Here is a 20,543-nt window from a genome sequence, read left to right on the forward strand (position 1 = left end):
GGAGACATGAAGTTCCAAGGAGTGCTGTTCTTCCCGGTGACCCCGTTCGCCGCGGACGGGTCACTGGACGAGGAACGACTCGCCCGGCACATCGAGTCGGGTGTCTCGGCGGGCGCGGGCGGCGTGTTCGTCGCCTGCGGCACCGGCGAGTTCCACGCGCTGACGTCCGACGAGCTGGAGCGGGCGACCCGGGTCGCGGTCGAGACGACCGGGGGCCGGGTGCCCGTCCTCGCCGCGGCGGGCGGTCCGACACCGGTCGCCCGGGACCAGGCCGAGCGGGTGGCCCGCGCGGGCGCCGACGGCATTCTGCTGCTGCCGCCCTATCTGGTGACGGCCCCTCAGCGGGGCCTGGTGCGGTACGTCGAGGAGGTCACCGCCGCCACCGACCTCCCGGTGATCTTCTATCAGCGGGGCACCGCCCGGCTGACGGAGGAGACGGCAGCCGAGATCGCGTCCCTGCCGAGGGTCGTCGGCCTCAAGGACGGCCTCGGTGACATCGAGCGGATGCACCGCATCGTCCGGGCGGTGCGCGCGGTGCCCGAGGGCCGGGACTTCCAGTTCTTCAACGGCCTGCCCACAGCCGAGATGACCGCGCCCGCCTACCAGGGCATCGGCGTCGACCTGTACTCCTCGGCGGTGTTCGCCTTCGCCCCCGAGATCGCCCTGGCCTTCCACGGCGCGCTCGCCGAGGGCAACCGGTCCCTGCTCGACAGGCTCCTCGACGAGTTCTACGGCCCGCTCGTCCGCCTGCGCGACGAGGTACCCGGATACGCGGTGTCCCTGGTCAAGGCCGGGGTGACACACCGCGGCCTGGATGTCGGAGGCGTCCGCGCACCCCTCGTCGACCCCACCCCCGACCATGTGGCCCGCCTCGCGAAGCTCATCGACCACGGCCTGGAGGTGGTCCACGCATGAACCCCACCCGGATCAGGGAGCTGATCGTCACCCCGATCGCCTTCCGCGACCCGCCGCTGCTGAACTCCAACGGCGTCCACGAGCCGCTGGCCCTCCGAGTCATCCTCCAACTCGTCCTGGAAGACGGCACGGTGGGCCTCGGCGAGTCGCCGGGCGGCACGGCCCGCCTGGAACGACTTGAGGCCGCCGCGAAGGCGGTCCCGGGCATGGACATCTTCGACACGACGTCCATCGCGGCGGCGATCGACGCGGCCCTCCTGCCCACCGTGCCGAGCTCCCATGAGCGCGGCTGGACCACCTCCGCCGTGGAGGTGGCGTGCCTGGACGCACAGGGCAAGCTGCTCGGCCGCCCGGTCAGCGACCTGCTCGGCGGCACGGTCCGTGACACCGTACCCTTCGCGGCGTACCTCTTCTACAAGTGGGCGGAGCACCCGGCGCTCGACGGCCGGGCGGCGATCGGCGACGACTGGGGCGAGGCCCTCGACCCCGCCGGGATCGTCGAGCAGGCCCGGCTGATGCAACAGCGGTACGGCTTCAGCTCGTTCAAGCTCAAGGGCGGCGTCTTCCCGCCCGACGAGGAGATCGCCGCGATCAGGGCACTCGCGGAGGCGTTCCCCGGCCGGCCGCTGCGCCTGGACCCCAACACGGCCTGGACGCCGGAGACGTCGCGATACGTCGCCCGCGAACTGGACGGCGTACTCGAGTACTTGGAGGACCCGACCAAGGGCATCGAGGGCATGGCGGCGGTGGCGGCGGACTCGCCACTCCCCCTCGCGACGAACATGTGTGTGATCGCCTGGGAGCATCTTCGGCCCGCGATCGAGCAGAACGCGATCCAGGTCCTCCTCACCGACCACCACTACTGGGGCGGCCTGCGCCGCACCCGTGAACTCGCCGCCGTCTGCGAGGCGTTCGGCATCGCCCTGTCCATGCACTCCAACTCCCACCTGGGCATCAGCCTGGCCGCCATGACGCATGTCGCCGCGGCCATCCCCCACCTCGACCACTCCTGCGACACGCACTACCCGTGGAACTCCGCCGACGACGTCATCCGCCCCGGCGTGCTGGAGCTGCGGGACGGCGAGGTGAAGGTCCCCACCGGCCCCGGCCTGGGCGTCGAGCTCGACCACGACGCCCTGGACCGGCTCCACCGCCTGTACGTGGACTCCGGTGTGCGCACCCGTGACGACACCGGCTACATGCGACGCTTCGACCCGTCCTACGAGTCGATGCTGCCGCGCTGGTGACGTCAGGTCCGCTCCTGGAGGCGCACGAACAGTGGTTCCGCCTCCGGGAGCGTGCCGTCGACGGGGGTGACCTGGCGGGCGATGCGTTCCGCCGCTTCCGGGACGAAGGGCCGCAGTTCGTCGCCCAGGACCCGGCACGCCCCGACCAGCGCGGCGAGCACCGCGTCCAGGCGTTCTCCCGCGTCGGTGTTGCCCTGCCGTTCCGCCCGGGCCAGTTCCCAGGGCCGGGTGGTGTCGATACAGCGGTTGGCCTCTTCCACGATGTCCCAGGCGGCGTCGACGGCCCGCCGGAAGTCGAAGTCGGCCAGCGCGGTGTCGATCCGTCCGGGTGCCGCCCGGCACACGTCGAGCAGTGGCGTCACCGCGAACCGGTCGGTGCCGAGCGCCGGTACGGTCCCGTCGCGATAGCGGTGGACCATGGTCACGATCCGGTGGACCAGGTTCCCGAGGCCCCCGGCGAAGTCGGCGTCGGCGCGGGCGGTCAGCCGCTCGACGGTGAAGTCGGCGTCCCCGACCCGGGGTACGTCACGCAGCAGCCACCACCGCACCGCGTCGGTGCCGTACGCGGTGGTCAGGGCGACCGGGTCGACGGTGGTCCCGTTTCCGGACTTGCTGATCTTCCGTCCGGCGACGGTGAGGTAGTCGTGGACGAGGATGTCGGTCGGCAGCGGCAGGCCCGCCGACAGCAGCATGGCCGGCCAGTACACGGCGTGGAACCGTACGACGCCCTTGCCGACGAGGTGGACGCGGCGGTCCCCGGCGGCCCACCATCGCGCGTACGCGGGGTCGTCGGTGCCGTAGCCGAGGCTGGTGACGTAGTTGCCGAGGGCGTCCCACCAGACGTAGACGACCTGCTGGGGGTCGTCGGGGACGGGGATGCCCCAGCCGCGGGCGCGGGTGTGGGAGCGGGAGACGGAGAAGTCGTGCAGGCCGCTGTCGATGAGCGCGAGGACCTCGTTGCGGCGGGCGGCGGGCTCGATGCGCAGCCCGCCGCTGGTGATCAGATCGCGGAGCCGGTCGGCATGGCGGGAGAGTCTGAAGAACCAGTTCTCCTCGGCGACGCGCTGCGGCTCGGTGCCGTGTTCGACGCAGCGCCCGTCGACCAGTTCGTCCGGCGTGTAGAACTGCTCGCAGCCCACGCAGTACAGCCCCTCGTACTCCTTGCGGTACAGGTCGCCGGCCGCCGCGCACCGGCGCCACAGCCGTTCCACTCCCGCACGGTGCCGGGGGTCGCTGCTGGTGCGGATGAAGTCGTCGAAGGAGAGCGCCAGCGGGTCGCGCAGGGCGGCGAACGCGTCGGCGTTGCGGTCCACGAACTCCCGCACACCGACGCCCTCTGCCTCCGCGGCAAGCACGTTCTTGAGCGAGTTGTCGTCGGTACCGCTCAACAGGCGCACATCGTCGCCCCGCCCGCGTCGATGCCGGGCGAGTGTGTCGGCCTGCACCAGCTCCAGGGCGAAGCCCAGGTGCGGGCGGGCGTTGACGTACGGAATGGTCGTGGTGATGTAGTGGCGTGATGCGGTCATCGGTCCTCCCGCCGGTACCGGGACCTGCTCCGCACAACGCGACGAGGCCCCGTCCCGGGGCCTCGGATTCGGTACGCGTCCGTGCTCAGCAGCCCCAGTGCGGGGGCATCATCCGGTGCTGAGTCGAAGGCGTGATCATGGGGCGAGCGTAGCAAGCGGATCCGGCGGCGGGCATCTGCTTTGTTCTGCGCGTCCCCTAGGGTCGATCGCCAGCGGGCGCGTGCTGACGGGGCCGACGGCAGGCCGGACGAGGTGCAGTTGATCGAGTTCGCCGCGCGGGCCGGATACGAGGACTTCATGGCCGACCCGCGCCGAACGGCTCTGGCGGACGAGCGCGACGCGGCGATCGCCCGCACCGAGCTCTATCCGGTCGAGCTCGTCTGACCTCATCCCCGTCAGCTGCTGACGTGCGGGAGACGGCCGGTCAGTGGCCGTCTCTGTGGGTGTGCGCCTCGGCCAGCAGCAGATAGCTGGCTGCGGTCCAGGTGTAGGCGCGGTCCCGCAGGCCCGTTCCGGTGACGGCGTCGAAGTTCTCGGCGAAGCCGTGCGTCTCGCAGAGGGTGCGGAAGCGGGCGCTGATGTCGTCGGCGAGCCGGTGATGGCCGGCGCGGCGCAGACCGTCCTCGATGAGGATGGTGGCGGGGGCCCAGATGGGGCCGCGCCAGTAGCCGTCGGCGAGGTAGTGCGGGGAGGTGGTGAGCTCGGTGGCCAGGCCGTACGGCGTGAGGTGGGCCTTGATGTGGTCGGCCAGCGTACTGCCGATCTCCGCGGGCAGATGCTCGCCCAGCACGACGGGCATCAGGTCGAGGAGACTGGCGGTGCTCCAGGTGTCCCCCGAGGCGGCGCCCCGGGTGACGAACCGGTCGCCGGTCCAGAGCTGCTCCAGGAGCGTGGCCTGCATCTCCTCGGCCGCCCCGGTCCACCGGAGTACGTCGTCATGTTCGTCCAACTCCGCTGCGAGGGCGGCGAGTTCACGCATCTGGAGGATCAGGAAGGCGGCCAGGTCGGCGGTGACGACCACCCGCTCGGGGTCGAAGGTGGTGGCGTTGTCCCAGCCGCTGTCGTTGCCGTGCTGGTAGTACGGCAGTGCGGTGCCGGGGGCGCGGCGGGCGGTGAGCCAGAAGTCGGTCCAGCGCTCCAACCGCTCGTAGACCTCGGCCAGTTCGGCCCGGCTCGGCGGCGTCGGCAGGCGGCGGCGAAGGTGGCCGAAGGCCCAGCCGTGGATGGGCGGTTTGACGAAGTTGTGGAGCACCTCGGAGTGGGTGACCGAGTCGGGCAGGGCTCCGCTGCCGTCCTGGTGGTCGAACGGCAGCTGGAACTGGTCGAGACCGAGCTCGGGACAACCCGGCGCCAGGGCGAGGGCGTTGAAGCAGTGGTCCCAGCTCCACACCTTGTCCATCCAGTGCTTGGACATCAGCACGCCGGGCCGGGTGACCAGACCGGCCGGGCGGACGGTCGCCGACCAGATGACGTATGCGGCGAGTTCGGCGGCCGGGGTGTCGGCCGATCGCCAGGGGGCCACCGCGTCGACGAAGTCGGCGAAGGCGTCTCGCGCGGACTCCACGACGTCGTCGAAGGCGGTCGAGGCCGTGTACGGCGGGCGGGCGGTGTCGAGTTCCTCGACCGCGATCTCCCAGCCGCCGTACCCCTCGCCGCCCACGGTGAGACCGCGGTCGTCGCTGCCCAGGACCTGGTCCCCGGTGGTGTCCGTGATCGTGCCGGACAGCACGGTGACGCGGTACCGGCGTCCGGTCTCGTACGACGTGAACACATACGCGTCCGCCGCGGGGTCGTGGAAGAAGTACGTGCCGCTGAACGGGGTCAGGGCCCGCGCCGCGGCGAACACCCCCATGTCCAGGCCGCTGCCCCGCAGCCGTACGGTGTCGGGCGACTCGTAGGCGAGATCGACGTGGCCCTGTTCGCCCGCCCAGGTGAGGAGTCCGGGGGTGGCCTGCCAGGTGGTCCGGGCCCGCTCGCCCTGTGTCAGGGGGGCCAGACGCAGGACGGCGTGCATGCCGTTCTGGTGCGAGACGAGGTGGAGATCGTCGGCGTACGTCTTCTCGGCCACGACGGGCGAGATGTCGAACCAGGATCCGTACGTGCTGAAAGGGATGTCGGAGAGGGAGAAGGCCGGGCCGGTTCGGGCGACGGTCATGAAGGGGCTACTCGTTTCTTCAGCAAGGGCGTTTCTTCAGCGAGGGCATGTCTTCGGCAAGGGCGTGTCTTTGGCAAGCGCGTGCGGAGGTGGCGTCAGTCCTTGACCGCACCGGCGGTCACGCCGGCGGCGACATAGCGCTGGGCGAGGACGAGGATGACCGCGGCGGGCAGGGAGGCCACGACGGCGGTGGCCATGATGGCGTTCCACTCCTGGTTGTTGTTGCCGATGTAGTGGTAGATGCCGAGCGTGATCGGCTCGTGGGCACCGCCGTTGACGAGGGTGCTGGCCAGCACGAAGTCGGACCAGGACCACAGGAACGCGAACAGCGACACCGTGACGACGGCGTTGCGGCTCATCGGCAGCACGACGGACCAGAAGGTGCGCAGCGGTCCGGCGCCGTCGGTCCGGGCGGCCTGGAGGAGTTCGCCGGGGATGCCGGACATGAAGGCGGTGAAGATGAGCACCGCGAAGGGCACGGCCAGGGTGGAGTCGGCGACGATCAGGCCGGGGACGGACTGGAGCAGGTCGAGCTGGAGGTAGATGGCGTAGAAGCCCATCGCCATGATGATGCCGGGGATCATCTGGGCGGCCAGCAGGACGAAGCTCAGCACGCCGCCCCCGCGCGGGCGCAGCTTGGCCAGGGCGTAACCGGCGGGCGCGGCCAGGGCCACGGTCAGCAGGACGGTGCCGAGTCCGACGACGAGGCTGGTGCCGAGGTAGGGCAACTGGTCGTCGAGGACGGCTCGGTAGCCGTCGAGTGTGCCGTGGAGCGGGAACAGGTCGGGCGGGCTCTTGCGCATGTCCTCGTCGCGGGTGAAGGACACGTTGACCATCCAGTAGACCGGGAAGAGCATGATTCCCGTCAGCAGCACACCGAGGGCCGTCTTCCAACCTGTCTTCATGACAGCGCCTGCTTTCTCTGCACCCGGACGTAGACCAGGCCGAAGACCAGCGCGGCGACCACGAGGAGGTTCCCGACGGCCGCGCCCGGGCCGAAGGCGGGCACCAGGTTGCCGAAGCCGAGCTGGTAGGACCAGGTGGCGAAGGTGGTGGACGAGTCCGCGGGACCGCCCTTGGTCATGATCCAGATGATGTCGAAGACCTTGAGCGTGTAGACGAGGCCCAGCAGCAGGGTGATCGCGGAGACCGGGCGCAGCAGCGGGAAGGTGATCCGCCAGAACCGCTGCCAGGCGCCCGCGCCGTCGAGGGCGGCGGCCTCGTACAGCGAGGTCGGGATGGACTGGAGGCCGCTGTAGAGCACGACCAGGTTGAAGGGGACGCCGATCCAGACGTTGGCGATGATCACCGAGGTCAGTGACCAGTCCGGCGAGGTCAGCCAGTTGACCGGGTCGATGCCGACGGCGCTCAAGAGGGCGTTCACGATGCCCGATTCGCTGTTGAGCATCCAGGACCAGGTGGAGGCCGACACGATCAGCGGCAGCAGCCACGGCACCAGGAACAGGGCGCGCAGGGTGGCCGAGAGCCGGAAGTGCTGGTTGAAGAAGACCGCGAGGGCCAGACCGAATGCGTACTGGAAGACCAGGCACACGGCGGTGAAGACCACGGTGTGCAGCAGGGCGGGGGCGAAGGTCGGGTCGTCCAGGACCGTGCGGTAGTTGGCGAGGCCGGTGAAGGGCGCGTCACCCTGGACGAAGGAGCGGACGGTGTAGTTGCGCAGGCTCAGGTCGAGGTTGCGGTAGAGCGGATAGGCGTAGAAGAGGACGAGGTAGAGCGTGACCGGGGTGAGGAACGCCCAGGCGGCCCACTGCTGGGAGGTGGGGCGGCGGCGCGGTGCGGCGGGGGCCGGGCCGCCGAGCGTGGCCCGGTGGTCCGACTTCTGGAGGGTGGCACTCATCAGATCGCCCTGACGTGGGGTCACTTGACGGCGGACTGGGCGGCGGACAGTGCGTCCTTCGGGGAGTTCGAGCCGCTGAGGGCGGACTGGACGGCCTTCCACAACTGCTCGGAGATCTTCGGGTACTTGGTGCCCAGGTCGTCACTGGTCCGCCCCCGGGCCGCCTTGACCGCGTCGACCCACGGCTTCAACTCGGCGTTCGCCGCGACCTGCTTGGCCTGGACCTCGCTGGTGGGGGCCACGTAGGACAGGGTGGTGTCGGTGTCGTAGAGGTGGTCGGTGTTGGTCAGACAGGCGACGAGCTTCTGCGTGGTGGCGTAGCGGCCGGTGTCGCTCTGGACCGGGAGGGTGACGAACTCGCCGCCGGTCGGGGCCGCCGCGTTGCCGCCCTTGGCGCCGGGTATCGGCAGGACGCCGTACGCGAATCCGGCCTTCTTGGCGTTGGCGAGCTGCCAGGTGCCGTTCTCGGCGAAGGCGTAGTCGCCGCTGGCGAACTCCTGCCAGCTGGTGGTCTGGGTGTTGTTGATGACCGAGTTGGGCGCGTACCCCTTCTTCAGCCAGTCGCTCCACAGCGCGAGCGCCGAAACGCCTTCGGCGGAGTCGAGTTGGGTCAGCTGGGCGCCCGATCCCCAGAACCAGGGCAGGAACTGGAAGCTGCCCTCCTCGGTGCCGATCGCGGAGAAGGTGATGCCCTTCTTGCCGGCCTTGTCGACCTTGGCCAGGGCCGCCGTCAGCGAGGCCCAGTCCTTGATCGAGGTGATGTCGACGCCGGCCTTCTTCAGGATGTCCTTGTTGTAGTAGAGGGCGAGGGTGTTGGCGCCGATCGGGGTGCCGTATGTCTTGCCGCCGGTCTGGCCGGCCGCCAGCAGGTTGGGGTCGACCTTGGAGGTGTCCAGCTTGTTGTCGTCGGTCGTGGTGAGCACACCCGCCTCGGCGAGGGTCGACACCACCGGGTTGTCGACGATGAGGACGTCCGCGGAGTTGTCCTGCTGGGCCGCGAGCAGCGCCTTGTTCGACAGGTCGCTGGTGTCGAAGGCGGTCCGCTTGACCTTCACACCGGCCTCGGTGCCACAGGAGTCCAACAGCTTCGACCAGGCCGAGCTCTTGTCGAACTGGGGGTAGGGGTCCCAGATCGTGTACGTCCCGCTGTCCGCCGTGTTCGATCCACCGTCCGAGCCGGAGCCACAGGCGGTGGAGGTGACGGCGACGGCCAGGGCGGTGAGGGCGGCGGCGGTCAGGCGACGGCGCCTTGAGGTGCTGTTCATCGCGGGTTCCTTCGATTCTGGGCATGCGGGTGCCGAGGCACGGGCGTTTCGGGCAGGGAGGTGCCGAGGCAGTGGGGTGCCGGGCGAAAGAGGGCACGGCGAACGGCGCCGTGGTGCGGTTGCGCTGAGAAGGGATTTCGGGAGGGGCGGGGTCAGACGGTGGCGCTCCCCGCGGGCCCGGTGCTGGCCCGCAGCGAGATCGGCGGCGTGAGCAGATGATGGCGGGGCGGCGCGTCAGGATGGTCGAGCCGCTCCACCAGCAACTCGACGGCGAGACGGCCCAGTTCGGCCGCCGGTACGTCCGCCGCGGTGAGCGGCGGGGTCACCGTCTCCGCCCAGCGGCCGGCCACGACGCCGGTGACGGAGAAGTCGCGGGGGACGTGGCGGCCCGCCTGGGCGAGCCCCCGGTAGATACCGCCGAGGGCGGCCTCGTTCAGGGTGACCAGGGCGGTGGTCTCCGGGTCGTCGCGCAGGATGCGTTCCACACAGGTCTGGCCCGAGGCCGCGTCGTCCCCGCAGCAGTACGTCCGGACCGTCAGCCCGCGCTCGGCGGCGGCCTTGGTGAAGCCGTCCAGGCCGCGGTGGGCGGACTCGTACCCGGCCCGCAGCAGCTGTTCGGGCCGGTTGACGAAGGCGACCCGGCGGTGGCCGAGGTCCGCCAGGTGGTGGACGCACGCCGCCGCGAGGGCGGTGTGGTCCAGGGCCACCCACCAGCCGCCCTCGGGGTGGGCGGTGCGGCCGATGGCGACGGAGGGGAAGTCCAGCTCGGCCAGGTGGTCGACCCGGTCGTCCGCCAGCCTGATCTCCATCAGGATCGCGCCGTCCACCCGCCGCTCCCCCAGCAGCCGCTGGAAGGAACGGTCGCTGTCGACGCCGCTGGGCGACAGCAGCACGTCGTAGTCGTAGGCCGCGGCGGCCTCCACCACGCTGCCGATGAAGTCGAGCTGCATGCCCGTGTAGTGGTTCCCGGCCGGCGGGAAGACCAGCCCGATGGTGCTGGTCCGCCCGTTGGCCAGGGCGCGGGCGCTGGCGCTGGGCCGGTAGCCCAGTTCGTCGACGACCTGCTGGATCTTGCGGCGGGTGTCCTCCGAGACCGGGCGCTTGCCGCTCAGCGCGTAGGACACGGTGCTGCGCGAGACACCGGCCCGCCGGGCGATCTCACCGATGTTCACGGGGGACTCCTTCGTCGCGTACGCCGTACCGGTTCGCTTGCGGACCGCTGTCGAACCGGTTCGCGTGAAGTGACGGTAAGAACGGCCGGAGCGGCTGTCAACACCTGCGTCGGTATCGAGATTTCCTGGTGTCGAGGGGATTGCCCGCCTGATGCCCCGGTGCTAGCTTGCCGAACCGGTTCGACAGGAAGATCCGAAGGGACGGCTGGGCCTCCTCCTTGGCGCTGTCGAACCGGTTCGCCTTGCTGTTACTCAAGGATTGAGGACGCAATCCATGGCATCCCCCGAAAGACCAGCCCTGCGCCGCGCCCCCGCCGCCGTCGCCCTGACCCTCGGCGCGGGCCTGCTGGCCGCACCCGCCGTGCCCGCGCAGGCGGCCGACACCCCGCAGCCCACCGCCCACTACACCTTCGACCAGGACGACCTGGCCTCCGGCCGGATCACCGACAGCTCCGGCAACGGCCTCACCGCGACCCTGGTCAACGGCTCCACCGCCCGGTCCGTCGACGGCACGGGCGGCGGCAAGGCCCTCTCCCTGCCCGGCGGAGCGCCCACCTCCGACGGCGCCTACGTCCGCCTCCCCCGTGACGTGGTCGGCGACTCCAGTGACCTGACCGTCTCCGCCCGCGTGAAATGGAGCGGCGAGAAGTCGTCCTGGCAGCGCCTCTTCGACCTGGGCACCGACACCACGAAGTACCTGTTCAGCACCCCCTACAACGGCAACGGACTGTTCCAGACCTCCGTGACCACCGGCGGGGGCGGCGCGGAGACCCAGGTCCGCGGCTATGCGATGCTCCCGGCGGACGAGTGGCGCACGGTCACCGTCACCCTCGACACCGCGGCCGGCCGGCTCACCACGTACCTCGACGGTGTCGCCGTCTCCTCCTCCGCGACCGGCATCAAGGCCAAGGAACTGCTGGACAGCTCGGCCACGGCCGCCGGGTACATCGGCAAGTCCTTCTGGCCCGACCCCCTCCTCAAGGGCGCGATCGACGACTTCACGGTCTGGCACGCGGCGTTGAACGCCGACCAGGTGGCCGGCCTGGTCGACGCGGTCCCGACCGTCGGCGAGCTCGCGCAGTCCTCCTTCGACGTCCGTACGACCACCGGCACCGCCCCGTCCCTCCCCGCGGCCGTGCGTTCCGCCTACTCCGACGGCTACGACCGCGACACCCCGATCGCCTGGGACGCCGTGCCGTCCGAGAAGTACGCGCGGCCCGGCACCTTCAGCGTGGCGGGCAAGGCGGCCGGACGCGCCGTCGAGGCGAAGGTCACCGTGGTCCGCGAGGGCGCCCTCACCGTCGACCTCGGCTCGGACACCGGGGCGTTCCACGGCGGTGCCTCCGGCACCCTCTACGGGGTGTACGGACCGGACGTCCCGACGAACAACCTGATCGAGGGCATGGGCCTGCGCACGGTCTCCACCAAGGCGCAGGACGGCCCCCAGCACCCGGGTGCCGATGCCCTGGAGGTGGTGAAGCCGCTGGCCGACTCCACCGACGGCGATGTGTACATCTACATGACGGACATCCACCGCGGCTTCCCCTACGAGTGGCCCGGCGACACCCCGGCCGAGAAGCTGAAGCTCTACGAGGAGAAGCTGGCCAAGCAGGTCGACCAGGTGCTCCAACTCCCCGAGGAGTACCGGGACAACATCGTCTTCGTGCCGTTCAACGAGCCCGAGGGCAATATGTTCGGTACCGGTCAGTGGAGTTACGACAAGGTCAGCTGGCTCAACGACCCCGCCGCCTTCTTCGCCGCCTGGGACTCCGCGTACAAGCTCATCAAGGGCAGGATGCCGGACGCCCGCATAGCCGGCCCCAACACCAGTGTCCTGTACGACCAGGTGAAGGGCTTCCTCACCCACACCCTGGCCGCCGACACCCTCCCCGACGTCATCACCTGGCACGAGCTGAGCCACCCGGAGGCGGTGCGCGAGAGCGTCGCCAAGTACCGGACCTGGGAGAAGGACCTGTTCAAGGGCACGGCCCGCGAAGGGACCCAACTCCCCGTCAACATCAACGAGTACGCCTTCAACTACCACACCTCGGTGCCGGGCCAGATGATCCAGTGGGTGTCCGCGATCGAGGAGTCCAAGGTCGACGCCGACATCGCCTACTGGAACATCGACGGCAACCTCTCCGACTCCGCGGTGCAGTCCAACCGCGGCAACGGCCAGTGGTGGCTGCTCAATTCGTACGCCTCGATGACCGGGCACACGGTGTCGGTGACCCCGCCGTTCCCCGGCGAGAACTACACCATGCAGGGCGTCGCCACCGTCGACGCGAAGAAGAAGCAGGCCCGGCTGCTCTTCGGCGGCTCCACCGGCAAGGGCCACATCACCTTCGACAACGTCCCGAAGAAGGTCTTCGGCTCTCAAGTACACGCCTGGGTACGGGAGATCGAGTGGAGCGGCCAGGTCGGCGACAACTCCGGCCCGAAGCTGCTCACCGAGACGAACCTCAAGGTCGGTGACGACGGCAAGGTGGTCGTCGACTTCGGCGACGGCACACTGCCGACGCTGAAGGAGTCCTCGGCGTACGAGATCGTCCTCAGTCCGGCGGGCAAAGCCAAGGCCACGCAGAGCGCACCCGTCCGCTGGCAGGGTTCGTACGAGGCGGAGGACGCGGCCCACACCGGGTCCGGCTGGTCCAAGAACGGGCCCGAGGGCTCACCGCGTGACGTGTCGAAGTTCTACACCTCCGGCGGTTACGACGTCGGCGGTCTGCGCACCGGCTCGGACGTCACGCTCGACTTCACCGTGGACGTGCCCGAGGACGGCACCTACGACCTGAGCGTCTTCGCCAACTCCCTCAACACCTACGACAAGGTGAAGGAGCAGGGTCCCACCAACGTCTTCCTGCGGGTCGACGGCAAGGCGGACGGCGAGCAGGAGGTGAACCTGCCCCTCGGCTACAAGTGGGTGGTCTGGGACCACACCGACACCCAGGTCCACCTCACCAAGGGCAAGCACACCCTGACACTCGCCGCGAAGAGCCTCGACGGCAAGCGGGTCACCAAGGGCGACGCCATCGTCGACCGCCTCACCCTGACGCTGCCGGCGGCCTCGGCGGGAACGCGGGTGTACGAGGGCGAGCTGGCCTGGCTGGGCGGTGGAGCGCAGCCCGTGTACGACCTGCCGAAGCGCGCGGCCACGGGCTCGGGCGCGGCCCGGCTCGCGAAGGGCCAGACGGCCACGTTCTGGGTCTACTCCCCCGCCGAGGGCGAGGCCACCCTCAAGGTCGACAGCCTCGGCGGCACCGGCGCCCGCCTCGCCGTCAACGGCCACGACGTCCTGCGCCTCGCCAAGGACCGGACCAGTGTCGCGGTCTCCCTCTCCGGCGGCCTCAACAAGGTGACGCTGACCGGAAGTTCGTCCCCCGTGCTGGTCGACCGCCTCTCGGTCACGCCCACCGAGGGCACCCTGCCGGTGCGGACGTACGAGGCCAAGGACGCCGTCCTCGCCGGCTCGACCACGCTGACCCCGCTGTCCCTGGCCACCGACGGAACGGCGATCACCGGGATCGGCGGCGCCCCGGGCAACGCCAACACCGCGAGGTTCACCGTCTCCGCGGACCGGGCCGGCCTCTACGCCCTCCGTGTCCGCTACTCCAACCCCGAGCAGTCGGAGGCCACCCACTACAACCCGGACCCGCTCGCCCGCCACGCGGACATCAGCGTCAACGGCGGCGATGCCCGGCGGGTCGGTTTCCCGCACAGCTTCCACCAGAACAACTTCTGGGAGCTGACCGTCCCGGTCCAGTTGAAGAAGGGCGAGAACACCGTCACCTTCCGCTCCGAGGAGCTGCCGAACTTCGACGGCACGACCTACGCCTCGGACACCTTCCCCGGCGTACTGCTCCGCTCCCGCTACGCCCCGCTGATCGACCGGATCACGGTCGCGCCGTACGCGAGGGAGGTCCGGTGAGCTGATCAGCGCGGGCGCACGGCACCGGGCGTACGGCCGTAGTGGTCGCGGTGGACCCGGGTGAAGTGCGCCTGGCCGGCGAATCCCCAGCGGTGGGCGATCTCGGCGACCGTCATATGGCGGGAGCCGGGGTCGCCCAACTGCTCGTGGGCCCGGGCCAGTCGCCGTGCGAGGAGGTACCGGGCCGGGCTGACGCCGCTCGGTGCGAACACGCGGCTCAGGTGCCGGGGGGACACCCCGACGGCCGCCGCGACTCGCTCGGCGCTCAGCCCGGGGTCGGTCAGATGCCGGTCGATGTACGAGCGGGCCATCGCCAGCAGGGCGGACCGGCCGCCCGCGCGGGGCGCCGTCAGCGTGCGGACCAGGTCCAGCACCGTCTCCTCGGTGGGCGCCGGGTCCTCGCCCGCGGCTCCGGCCGCCCAGTCGGACAGCGCCGACTCCAGGGCGGTTGCCGCGGCTCCCCGGTCGAACAGCAGGGGCGCCGACACCTCCCGGTCGGCACATCGTTCGGCGAACAGCTCGCGCGGGATGTCCATGAGGAGCTGGCGCATCCGGGTGGGGAAGCCGAACAGGTACGAGCGCCGGGTGTCGTAGAGGACGATGTCGCCCGCCCGGACGGTGAGACAGCCGCCCTCGTGGAAGAAGACCGCCTGGCCGTCGGTCAGCAGGCTGACGAACACCGCGTCCTTGGGGAGGTCCTCGCAGGTCCGCCGGGTGCGCTGGATGACATGTTCGTTGCCGCTGATCTCGGCGAGCCGCAGGCCGCCCAGCCGGTAGTTGGTCTGCGTGGCCAGCAGGCCGTCCTCGGAGTACGACGAGCAGGTCAGGCCGACCAGTTCCCGCCGGTTGTACTCCTCCCAGAAGGCGATCCGGTCGGCGCAGTCCATGGCGAGCGTGGACACCCGGGAGACGAGGGGCACGCTCACCCGGTCCTCCTGCCCCTCGCCGACCGGACTAGCGGAACAGCGAGTTCACGTATGCGGCTCCGATGCCGACCTTGTCGTAGTGCGTGCGGCACATCTCGATGTAGTCGTGGACGTCGAAGTATCCGTCCGGCTCGCCGTTCTCGTCCAGCCAGATCAGCGGCCCCTTCACGATGAAGAACGTCTTCATCGGCTCGTCGCTCTCATAGGCCACGAGCGTGTGCCCCTCGCCCGGAGCCTCGTAGACGAAGTCACCGGCGTGTGCGGTCCAGGGCCGCTCCAGATAGCGGTGAAGGGCACGTAGTACCGGTCGTCGTCGGTGGCCGCCTGGGACAGATGGACCTCGGGCAGGGCGTCGGGCTTGAAGGAGTTCGTGATCGGCTTGAGGTTCTTCCAGAACTCTCCGCCGGCGACTTCGGGCATGGTCGGCTCCCTCGGGGCGCGGGTGAATGGCCGCCAGTGAACCCGCGCGACGGGGTCAGGTCTTCTCCCTGGCGGCCATGCCCTTTGCCTGTTCGGGACCTACACCCCGGCCGTCGCGTAGAAGTGCGCGCGCACCCGCCGCAGCCATGCCTCGACCGGCGCCTCGTCGGGCTGCTCCGGCAGTGCCGGGCGGGACTCGGCGAAGGCCGACTCGTAGTGCGCGAGGAGCGGGCGCGCGGCCGTCGGGTCGGCCTTGACGCGCTCGCCGAACTCGACGTACTCCGCCGGGTTCTCGACGCGGATAGTGAGGTTTCCGGTGGTGTACAGCTCCAGGCCCTGGTGGCACAGCCGTTTGAGGTGGCGGGCGTGCTTCGCCGTGCGGGCGTCGGGCTCGCGGTTCTCCAGACGGCGGAACTGCTGGGTGGCGTACCCGAGATAGGCGTCCCGGACCCGCCTGGCGCTCAGGAACGCGGTGCGCAGGCCGATGAGTTCGTCGCCGAGCAGGGTGCGGACCTCGTACAACTCCGGCGGCAGCCAGGCGAGTTCCATCGCGGTGGGGTTGCCGCCCAGGGCGAGCCGGCACCACTTCGCGGCCTCGTGCAGGGTCCGGTCGGGGGCGGTGCTGACGTGTGACTCCTTCGGCGGGTGCAGGCCGTGCAGGGCTTCGGTGGGGGCGGCGAACATGCCGAGGCGGTCCACGTCGGAGTCCGCGTGGGCGAGGCCGTAGGCGGTGGAGCCGACGATGCCGGACAGCAGTACGTTCGGGACGGTCATGGCCGGTCACCTCTCCTCGGGGCGGGGTCGTCCGCCTCATTCTGGTGACCTGCGAGGATGCGGTCATCAGATTTATTCGGGGCAGGGATCCGAGGGAGTCGGCGCGGTGCTGGTCGGGGTGGGGAAGGCTTGGTGGCGGACGGCTGGAGCGGCCGTGCTGGTGAGCGTGTTGGCAGGCTGCTCCGGGACCGCGGAGACGGACGCCGGGTCGTCCCCGAGCCCGACTGCGAGCCCGTCCGTGAGCCCTGCCGAGGAGGTCAGGAGCGGTGGCAGGGTCGGCGCGGCCGGCTCCGCCTGTCTTCTGCCGGTCGGCTTCGACCTCGCCGCCGAGTGGAAGGCGGACGCCATCGACGGCTCGGCGGCGGACGCCGAGGCGGACGGCGGCGATGCGGCCGAGGTCGACGAGGACTTGGCGTCCCTGCTGCGCCAGGGGCCGGTCACGCTGGTGTGCGAGATCGACGCCAAGCCCGCCGGGCACCTCGGCTTCCTCCGCGTCTACACCGGCGAGTCCGGAAAGGGCGGCGACGCCCGGGCCGTACTCCAGGCGTTCGTCACGGCGCAGGACGGGGCGAAGAAGGCGCGGTACAGCACGTTCGAGGCGGGCGGCCTCCCCGGTGTCGCGGTCGAGTACCTCGCCACCAGCGAACTCCTGGACGGGACCAAGCAGGAGAGCGCCTTCGCCGTCGTCACCCCGGACGGCCCCGTCGTCGTCCACCTCGGCGGCGCGGACACCGAGGAGCACCAGGACATGCTCCCGGCGTTCGAGCTGGCGAGGAAGACGCTGCGCACCGGCTGAGCCGACGGCCCGGCGCGGTGGACTCGCCTGCCGCGCCGGGCCGTCGGTGATCGCGCGTCGGTCAGGACGCCGTACAGGATCCGACCGCGGGTGCCGCGGTGCTGCCGTTCTTCATGACGGTGAAGCCGAAGCTCGTGGAGGCTCCGGCGGCGAGGCTGCCGTTGCCGTTCGGCTTCATGGTCATGACGTTGCCGCTGCTGTCCCAGGTGGGGGTCCCGTTCCAGGTCGCGGAGATCTTCTGCGGGGAGGTCAGGGTGACGGTCGTGGTCCAGGCGCTGATCGCGGTGCTGCCCGCGGTGACGGTCACCTTGCCGTTGTAGCGGTCGCTCCACTCCTCCTGCTTGCTGTAGGAGACGCTGCAGGACGCCGTACCCCCGCCACCTCCGCCACCGCCACCGCCGGATCCGCTGCCGCCGAGTGCGGTCAGTACGGCGGTGTAGGCGGCCTTCTTGGTGTAGTTGCCGTCGAAGAGCAGCGGGGTGCCGCTGGCGCGCCAGGAGTACTTGTCGGTGATGCCCCACACGGTGATGCCGGTGCAGCGCGAGACGGCGAGGCAGGCCTTGACGACGTTGCTGTAACTGGTGGCCTGGGAGCTGCCGGAGCCCTCGATGTCCAGCTCGGTGATCTGGACGTCGACGCCGAGGTCGGCGAAGCGCTGGAGGTTGGCCTGGTAGTCGGAGGGGACCGGGGAGGCGCTGTTGAAGTGGGACTGGAAGCCCACGCAGTCGATGGGGACGCCGCGCGCCTTGAAGTCCTTGACCATGTTGTAGACGGCGGTGCTCTTCGCGTTGACACCGTCGGTGTTGTAGTCGTTGTAACAGAGCTTGGCCGCGGGGTCGGTGGCGCGGGCGGTGCGGAACGCCTCCTCGATGAAGCCGTTGCCGAGCTTGTCCTGGAAGGGCGAGCTGCGCCGGGCGCCGCTGCTGCCGTCCTGGAACGCCTCGTTGACCACGTCCCAGGAGTGGATCTTGCCCTTGTAGTGGGTCATGACCTGGGTGATGTGGTTGTTCATGGCCGTTCTGAGGTCGGACGCGGCGAGACCCGACACCCAGCCGGGCAGCTGGGAGTGCCAGACCAGGGTGTGGCCACGGACCTTCATGCCCTTGCTCTGCGCATGGCTGACGATCTGGTCGGCGGCGCTGAAGTTGAACGAGTTGCGGGTGCTCTCGACGGCGTCCCACTTCATCTCGTTCTCGGGCGTGACCGAGTTGAACTCGGTGTCGAGCGTGGAGGCGTACGCCGATTCGCCCAGATGACTCGCGGCGACCGCGGTGCCGAAATAGCGGCCCTGCTCGGCGGCCGAGGCCCCCAGCGTGGAGGCCGCGTCCGCCGTGCCCGAGAGCACGGCGACGCCGGCCATCGCCAGTACGGTCAGGAGGATGGGTGTGCGGGTGACCATCTCGCCCCTTCCATTCGAAAGTTTCGATGACTTTCCGGAATTTCGCCGAGACGGTAGGGGCCAGCTGTCACAGCGTCAACAGGGTGCGCACCCACCTCTCGCGATTGGCCGAAGACCGCCCCCTGCCGCTCAGGCATGCGATCGGGAACTCGAATGTTTCGGAAAGTTGTACCGGGACAAGGTGCAACCTTTTCGCGAACCGGGTTGTCTCATCAGATAACAGACACATGAATCCCGGGGGACATCATGCGACGCAGCAGAACGACATGGGCCACCGTCGCCCTCATGAGTGCGACGCTCGGCGTGGCCGCGGTACCCGCACAGGCCACCACCAGCTGCCCCACCGGCTGGGGCAGCCTCGACAAGAGCCGCGCGGTCGGCTCCACGGACTCGGTGACGAACGCCAGGACCGGCCACCACACCTGCTACGACCGGCTCGTCGTCGACATACCCGGCGCCGAGAAGGCCGGCCTCGGCTATTCCGTCCGGTACGTCGACCAGGTCCACCAGGACGGCTCGGGCCGGCTCGTCCCGGTCGCGGGCGGAGCGGTCCTGGAGGTGCGGGTGGCGGCACCCGCGTACGACATCGACACCGGCGCCCCCACCTATCCCGGCCGGGTGGGCCGCCCGCTGCCCGGCGTGGACCTGGACGGGTACCGCACCTTCCGGGACGCCCGCTTCGTGGGCAGCTTCGAGGGCGACACCCAGTTCGGCCTCGGCGTCCGCGCCCGGCTGCCGTTCCGGGTCCTGCGCGTCGACGACCGGGTGGTGGTGGACGTCGCCCATAGCTGGAGGTGAGTTACTGAGCGCCTGTGTAGAAGGCGATCGTCGCCGCGGTCGTGGACTCGACGGTCCCGGTGTCCGCGCCCGACGCGCGGTACGCCGCGCCCCAGGCCTCGCCGGAGCGGGTCGCGCATTCCTTGCCCTCGTCGGAGAGCTGCCAGGCCACCGCCTCCTCCTGGGTCATGGCGCCACCGGCGAGGTGCAGGGCGAGACCGAGGGACATCAGGTCCCAGCCGACGCCGGTGGCGCCCGGGCCGTACTGGCCCCAGAACGCGTCCGGTACGACGGCCACGTGCTCCAGCACGAACACGGTCCGCCCCTCGCCCTCGGCGGTCAGCCGGACCTCGACCTCGCTGAAACCCGGGTCAGGCCCGAACAGCCAGCTCACCCTGAGCCGCTCCGGCGCCACGCACTCCAGGATCTCGCCGCCTGCCTGGCCCTCCAGCTGATAGCGGCCGCCGACCTTGAACTCACCGCTGACCGGCAGGAACCAGCGGCTGATGCGCTCGGGCGAGGTCACCGCGTCCCACACGTCGGCGATGTCGGCCTCATAGGTGCGCCGCAACAGCACGGTGCGGGCGTCGCCCGCGTCGACCTCGCGCGTGCCGACCTCCCGGTGCAGCCGCTTGATCTCCTCGACGAAGTCAGTCATCTCCGCTCGTTTCCTCTCTCGGTCTGCGCTCACGCTTGCCTCGCGCGAGCTCCGTCCCCAGCGCGTCGAGGCGCTGCTCCCAGAACCCCCGGAACCGGTCCAGCCAGGCGTCCACCTCACGGAGGGGCTCGGCCTGGACGGCGTACAACCGTCGCGTTCCCTCGGCCCGCACGGACGCGAATCCGCTCTCCCGCAGCACCCGCAGATGCTGTGAGACGGCCGGTTGGGAGATCCCGAACTCGCTCCGGATCACCGCGCTGACCTCGCCCGACGTCTGCTCACCCGAGGCGAGCAGCTCCAATATCCGGCGTCTGACCGGATCTCCCAGTACGTCGAAGGCGTGCACGTTCCCGACTATGCCATGAGCCACTTATATAAGGCAACACTTAAATAAATCCCCTGGGCATGCCCCACCGGTCCGCCGATCAGGTCGTCGTGGCGAGGGCGATCGCCGTGTCGAAGGCGGGGTCGTCGTCCGCCGCCCGCACCTCATGTGCGGTCATCACCGTGAAGGCGCCCAGCAGGACGGCGCCCGTCCCCCACACCCGACGCCACCCGGCCCGTCGGCGGCGGTGGATCTCCTGGTGCGTCAGCCCCTCCGCACGGCGCCGCTCGGCATGCTCCCGCGAGCGCCTGGCAGCCCGCACCCGGGCCCGGCGCATCCGGATCTCGTGCCGCCTGCGCCGTTCGGCCGTGTCACCCCAAGGTCCGGGCATCATCGGACTCC

The 20,543-nt window shown here is 70.2% G+C and carries 20 protein-coding genes; 6 read left to right on the forward strand and 14 right to left on the reverse strand.

Annotated features, from left to right (window positions below):
• Positions 1-6: 6 nt before the first annotated feature.
• Together OG885_RS04090 and OG885_RS04095 are read left to right on the forward strand one after the other, a co-directional pair.
• The gene (locus OG885_RS04090; RefSeq protein WP_405726092.1) at positions 7-915 is read left to right on the forward strand and encodes a 5-dehydro-4-deoxyglucarate dehydratase; all 909 of its coding nucleotides are present in this window, start codon (positions 7-9) and stop codon (positions 913-915) included.
• Positions 912-2,162 carry a glucarate dehydratase family protein gene (locus OG885_RS04095; protein ID WP_405726095.1) on the forward strand — a complete coding sequence of 417 codons (1,251 nt, stop codon included), beginning with the start codon at positions 912-914 and terminating at the stop codon, positions 2,160-2,162. The genes OG885_RS04090 and OG885_RS04095 overlap by 4 nt, the downstream gene beginning before the upstream one ends.
• Positions 2,163-2,164: 2 nt before the next feature.
• Here OG885_RS04095 and OG885_RS04100 read toward each other — a convergent pair whose 3' ends face one another.
• Positions 2,165-3,688 (reverse strand): methionine--tRNA ligase, encoded by a 1,524-nt coding sequence (locus tag OG885_RS04100; RefSeq protein WP_405726098.1) that lies wholly within the window; start codon positions 3,686-3,688, stop codon positions 2,165-2,167.
• 252 nt (positions 3,689-3,940) lie between these two features.
• Between OG885_RS04100 and OG885_RS04105 the strand changes: the two genes are divergently transcribed.
• On the forward strand, positions 3,941-4,072 hold the full coding sequence (locus OG885_RS04105) for a hypothetical protein (RefSeq protein ID WP_405726101.1): 132 nt from the start codon (positions 3,941-3,943) through the stop codon (positions 4,070-4,072).
• Between the two features lie 40 nt (positions 4,073-4,112).
• On the opposite strand, the gene OG885_RS04110 is transcribed toward OG885_RS04105, so the two are convergent.
• From OG885_RS04110 to OG885_RS04130, 5 genes are all read right to left on the reverse strand, one after another.
• The gene (locus OG885_RS04110) at positions 4,113-5,843 is read right to left on the reverse strand and encodes an amylo-alpha-1,6-glucosidase (protein WP_405726104.1); all 1,731 of its coding nucleotides are present in this window, start codon (positions 5,841-5,843) and stop codon (positions 4,113-4,115) included.
• Positions 5,844-5,938: 95 nt separating this feature from the next.
• A complete protein-coding gene (locus OG885_RS04115; RefSeq protein ID WP_405726107.1) occupies positions 5,939-6,748 on the reverse strand; it encodes a carbohydrate ABC transporter permease in 810 nt (269 codons plus the stop codon).
• Positions 6,745-7,701: a carbohydrate ABC transporter permease gene (locus tag OG885_RS04120; protein WP_405726110.1), complete on the reverse strand. Its 957-nt coding sequence runs from the start codon at positions 7,699-7,701 to the stop codon at positions 6,745-6,747. The genes OG885_RS04115 and OG885_RS04120 overlap by 4 nt, the downstream gene beginning before the upstream one ends.
• A 20-nt stretch (positions 7,702-7,721) precedes the next feature.
• Complete coding sequence (locus OG885_RS04125; protein ID WP_405726113.1) at positions 7,722-8,966, reverse strand: extracellular solute-binding protein; 1,245 nt, start codon at positions 8,964-8,966, stop codon at positions 7,722-7,724.
• Positions 8,967-9,118: 152 nt separating this feature from the next.
• Positions 9,119-10,138 (reverse strand): LacI family DNA-binding transcriptional regulator, encoded by a 1,020-nt coding sequence (locus OG885_RS04130; protein WP_405726116.1) that lies wholly within the window; start codon positions 10,136-10,138, stop codon positions 9,119-9,121.
• 274 nt (positions 10,139-10,412) lie between these two features.
• Here OG885_RS04130 and OG885_RS04135 point away from each other — a divergent pair, with 274 nt between their 5' ends.
• Complete coding sequence (locus tag OG885_RS04135; RefSeq protein WP_405726119.1) at positions 10,413-14,066, forward strand: LamG-like jellyroll fold domain-containing protein; 3,654 nt, start codon at positions 10,413-10,415, stop codon at positions 14,064-14,066.
• A 5-nt stretch (positions 14,067-14,071) separates the two neighbouring features.
• On the opposite strand, the gene OG885_RS04140 is transcribed toward OG885_RS04135, so the two are convergent.
• From OG885_RS04140 to OG885_RS04155, 4 genes are all read right to left on the reverse strand, one after another.
• On the reverse strand, positions 14,072-14,992 hold the full coding sequence (locus OG885_RS04140; RefSeq protein WP_405726122.1) for a helix-turn-helix domain-containing protein: 921 nt from the start codon (positions 14,990-14,992) through the stop codon (positions 14,072-14,074).
• A gap of 28 nt (positions 14,993-15,020) precedes the next feature.
• Positions 15,021-15,179 carry a hypothetical protein gene (locus OG885_RS04145; RefSeq protein ID WP_405726125.1) on the reverse strand — a complete coding sequence of 53 codons (159 nt, stop codon included), beginning with the start codon at positions 15,177-15,179 and terminating at the stop codon, positions 15,021-15,023.
• A complete protein-coding gene (locus OG885_RS04150) occupies positions 15,176-15,412 on the reverse strand; it encodes a hypothetical protein (RefSeq protein WP_405726128.1) in 237 nt (78 codons plus the stop codon). Before OG885_RS04150 ends, OG885_RS04145 begins: the two co-directional genes overlap by 4 nt.
• A gap of 99 nt (positions 15,413-15,511) precedes the next feature.
• Positions 15,512-16,186: a DNA polymerase beta superfamily protein gene (locus OG885_RS04155; RefSeq protein ID WP_405726131.1), complete on the reverse strand. Its 675-nt coding sequence runs from the start codon at positions 16,184-16,186 to the stop codon at positions 15,512-15,514.
• Between the two features lie 166 nt (positions 16,187-16,352).
• Between OG885_RS04155 and OG885_RS04160 the strand changes: the two genes are divergently transcribed.
• A complete protein-coding gene (locus tag OG885_RS04160) occupies positions 16,353-16,982 on the forward strand; it encodes a lipoprotein (protein ID WP_405742567.1) in 630 nt (209 codons plus the stop codon).
• Positions 16,983-17,043: 61 nt separating this feature from the next.
• On the opposite strand, the gene OG885_RS04165 is transcribed toward OG885_RS04160, so the two are convergent.
• Positions 17,044-18,381 (reverse strand): endo-1,4-beta-xylanase, encoded by a 1,338-nt coding sequence (locus OG885_RS04165; protein ID WP_405726133.1) that lies wholly within the window; start codon positions 18,379-18,381, stop codon positions 17,044-17,046.
• A gap of 285 nt (positions 18,382-18,666) precedes the next feature.
• Between OG885_RS04165 and OG885_RS04170 the strand changes: the two genes are divergently transcribed.
• Positions 18,667-19,179 (forward strand): hypothetical protein, encoded by a 513-nt coding sequence (locus OG885_RS04170; protein WP_405726136.1) that lies wholly within the window; start codon positions 18,667-18,669, stop codon positions 19,177-19,179.
• Position 19,180: 1 nt separating this feature from the next.
• On the opposite strand, the gene OG885_RS04175 is transcribed toward OG885_RS04170, so the two are convergent.
• The 3 genes from OG885_RS04175 to OG885_RS04185 all read right to left on the reverse strand — a co-directional run bounded on the left by OG885_RS04175 (position 19,181) and on the right by OG885_RS04185 (position 20,535).
• On the reverse strand, positions 19,181-19,816 hold the full coding sequence (locus OG885_RS04175; protein ID WP_405726139.1) for an SRPBCC family protein: 636 nt from the start codon (positions 19,814-19,816) through the stop codon (positions 19,181-19,183).
• Positions 19,809-20,162: an ArsR/SmtB family transcription factor gene (locus tag OG885_RS04180; protein ID WP_405726142.1), complete on the reverse strand. Its 354-nt coding sequence runs from the start codon at positions 20,160-20,162 to the stop codon at positions 19,809-19,811. Before OG885_RS04180 ends, OG885_RS04175 begins: the two co-directional genes overlap by 8 nt.
• 79 nt (positions 20,163-20,241) lie before the next feature.
• On the reverse strand, positions 20,242-20,535 hold the full coding sequence (locus OG885_RS04185) for a hypothetical protein (RefSeq protein ID WP_405726145.1): 294 nt from the start codon (positions 20,533-20,535) through the stop codon (positions 20,242-20,244).
• Between the last annotated feature and the right edge of the window lie 8 nt (positions 20,536-20,543).

The sequence above is a fragment of the Streptomyces sp. NBC_00028 genome (genome assembly GCF_045041065.1).
Lineage (GTDB): Bacteria > Actinomycetota > Actinomycetes > Streptomycetales > Streptomycetaceae > Streptomyces.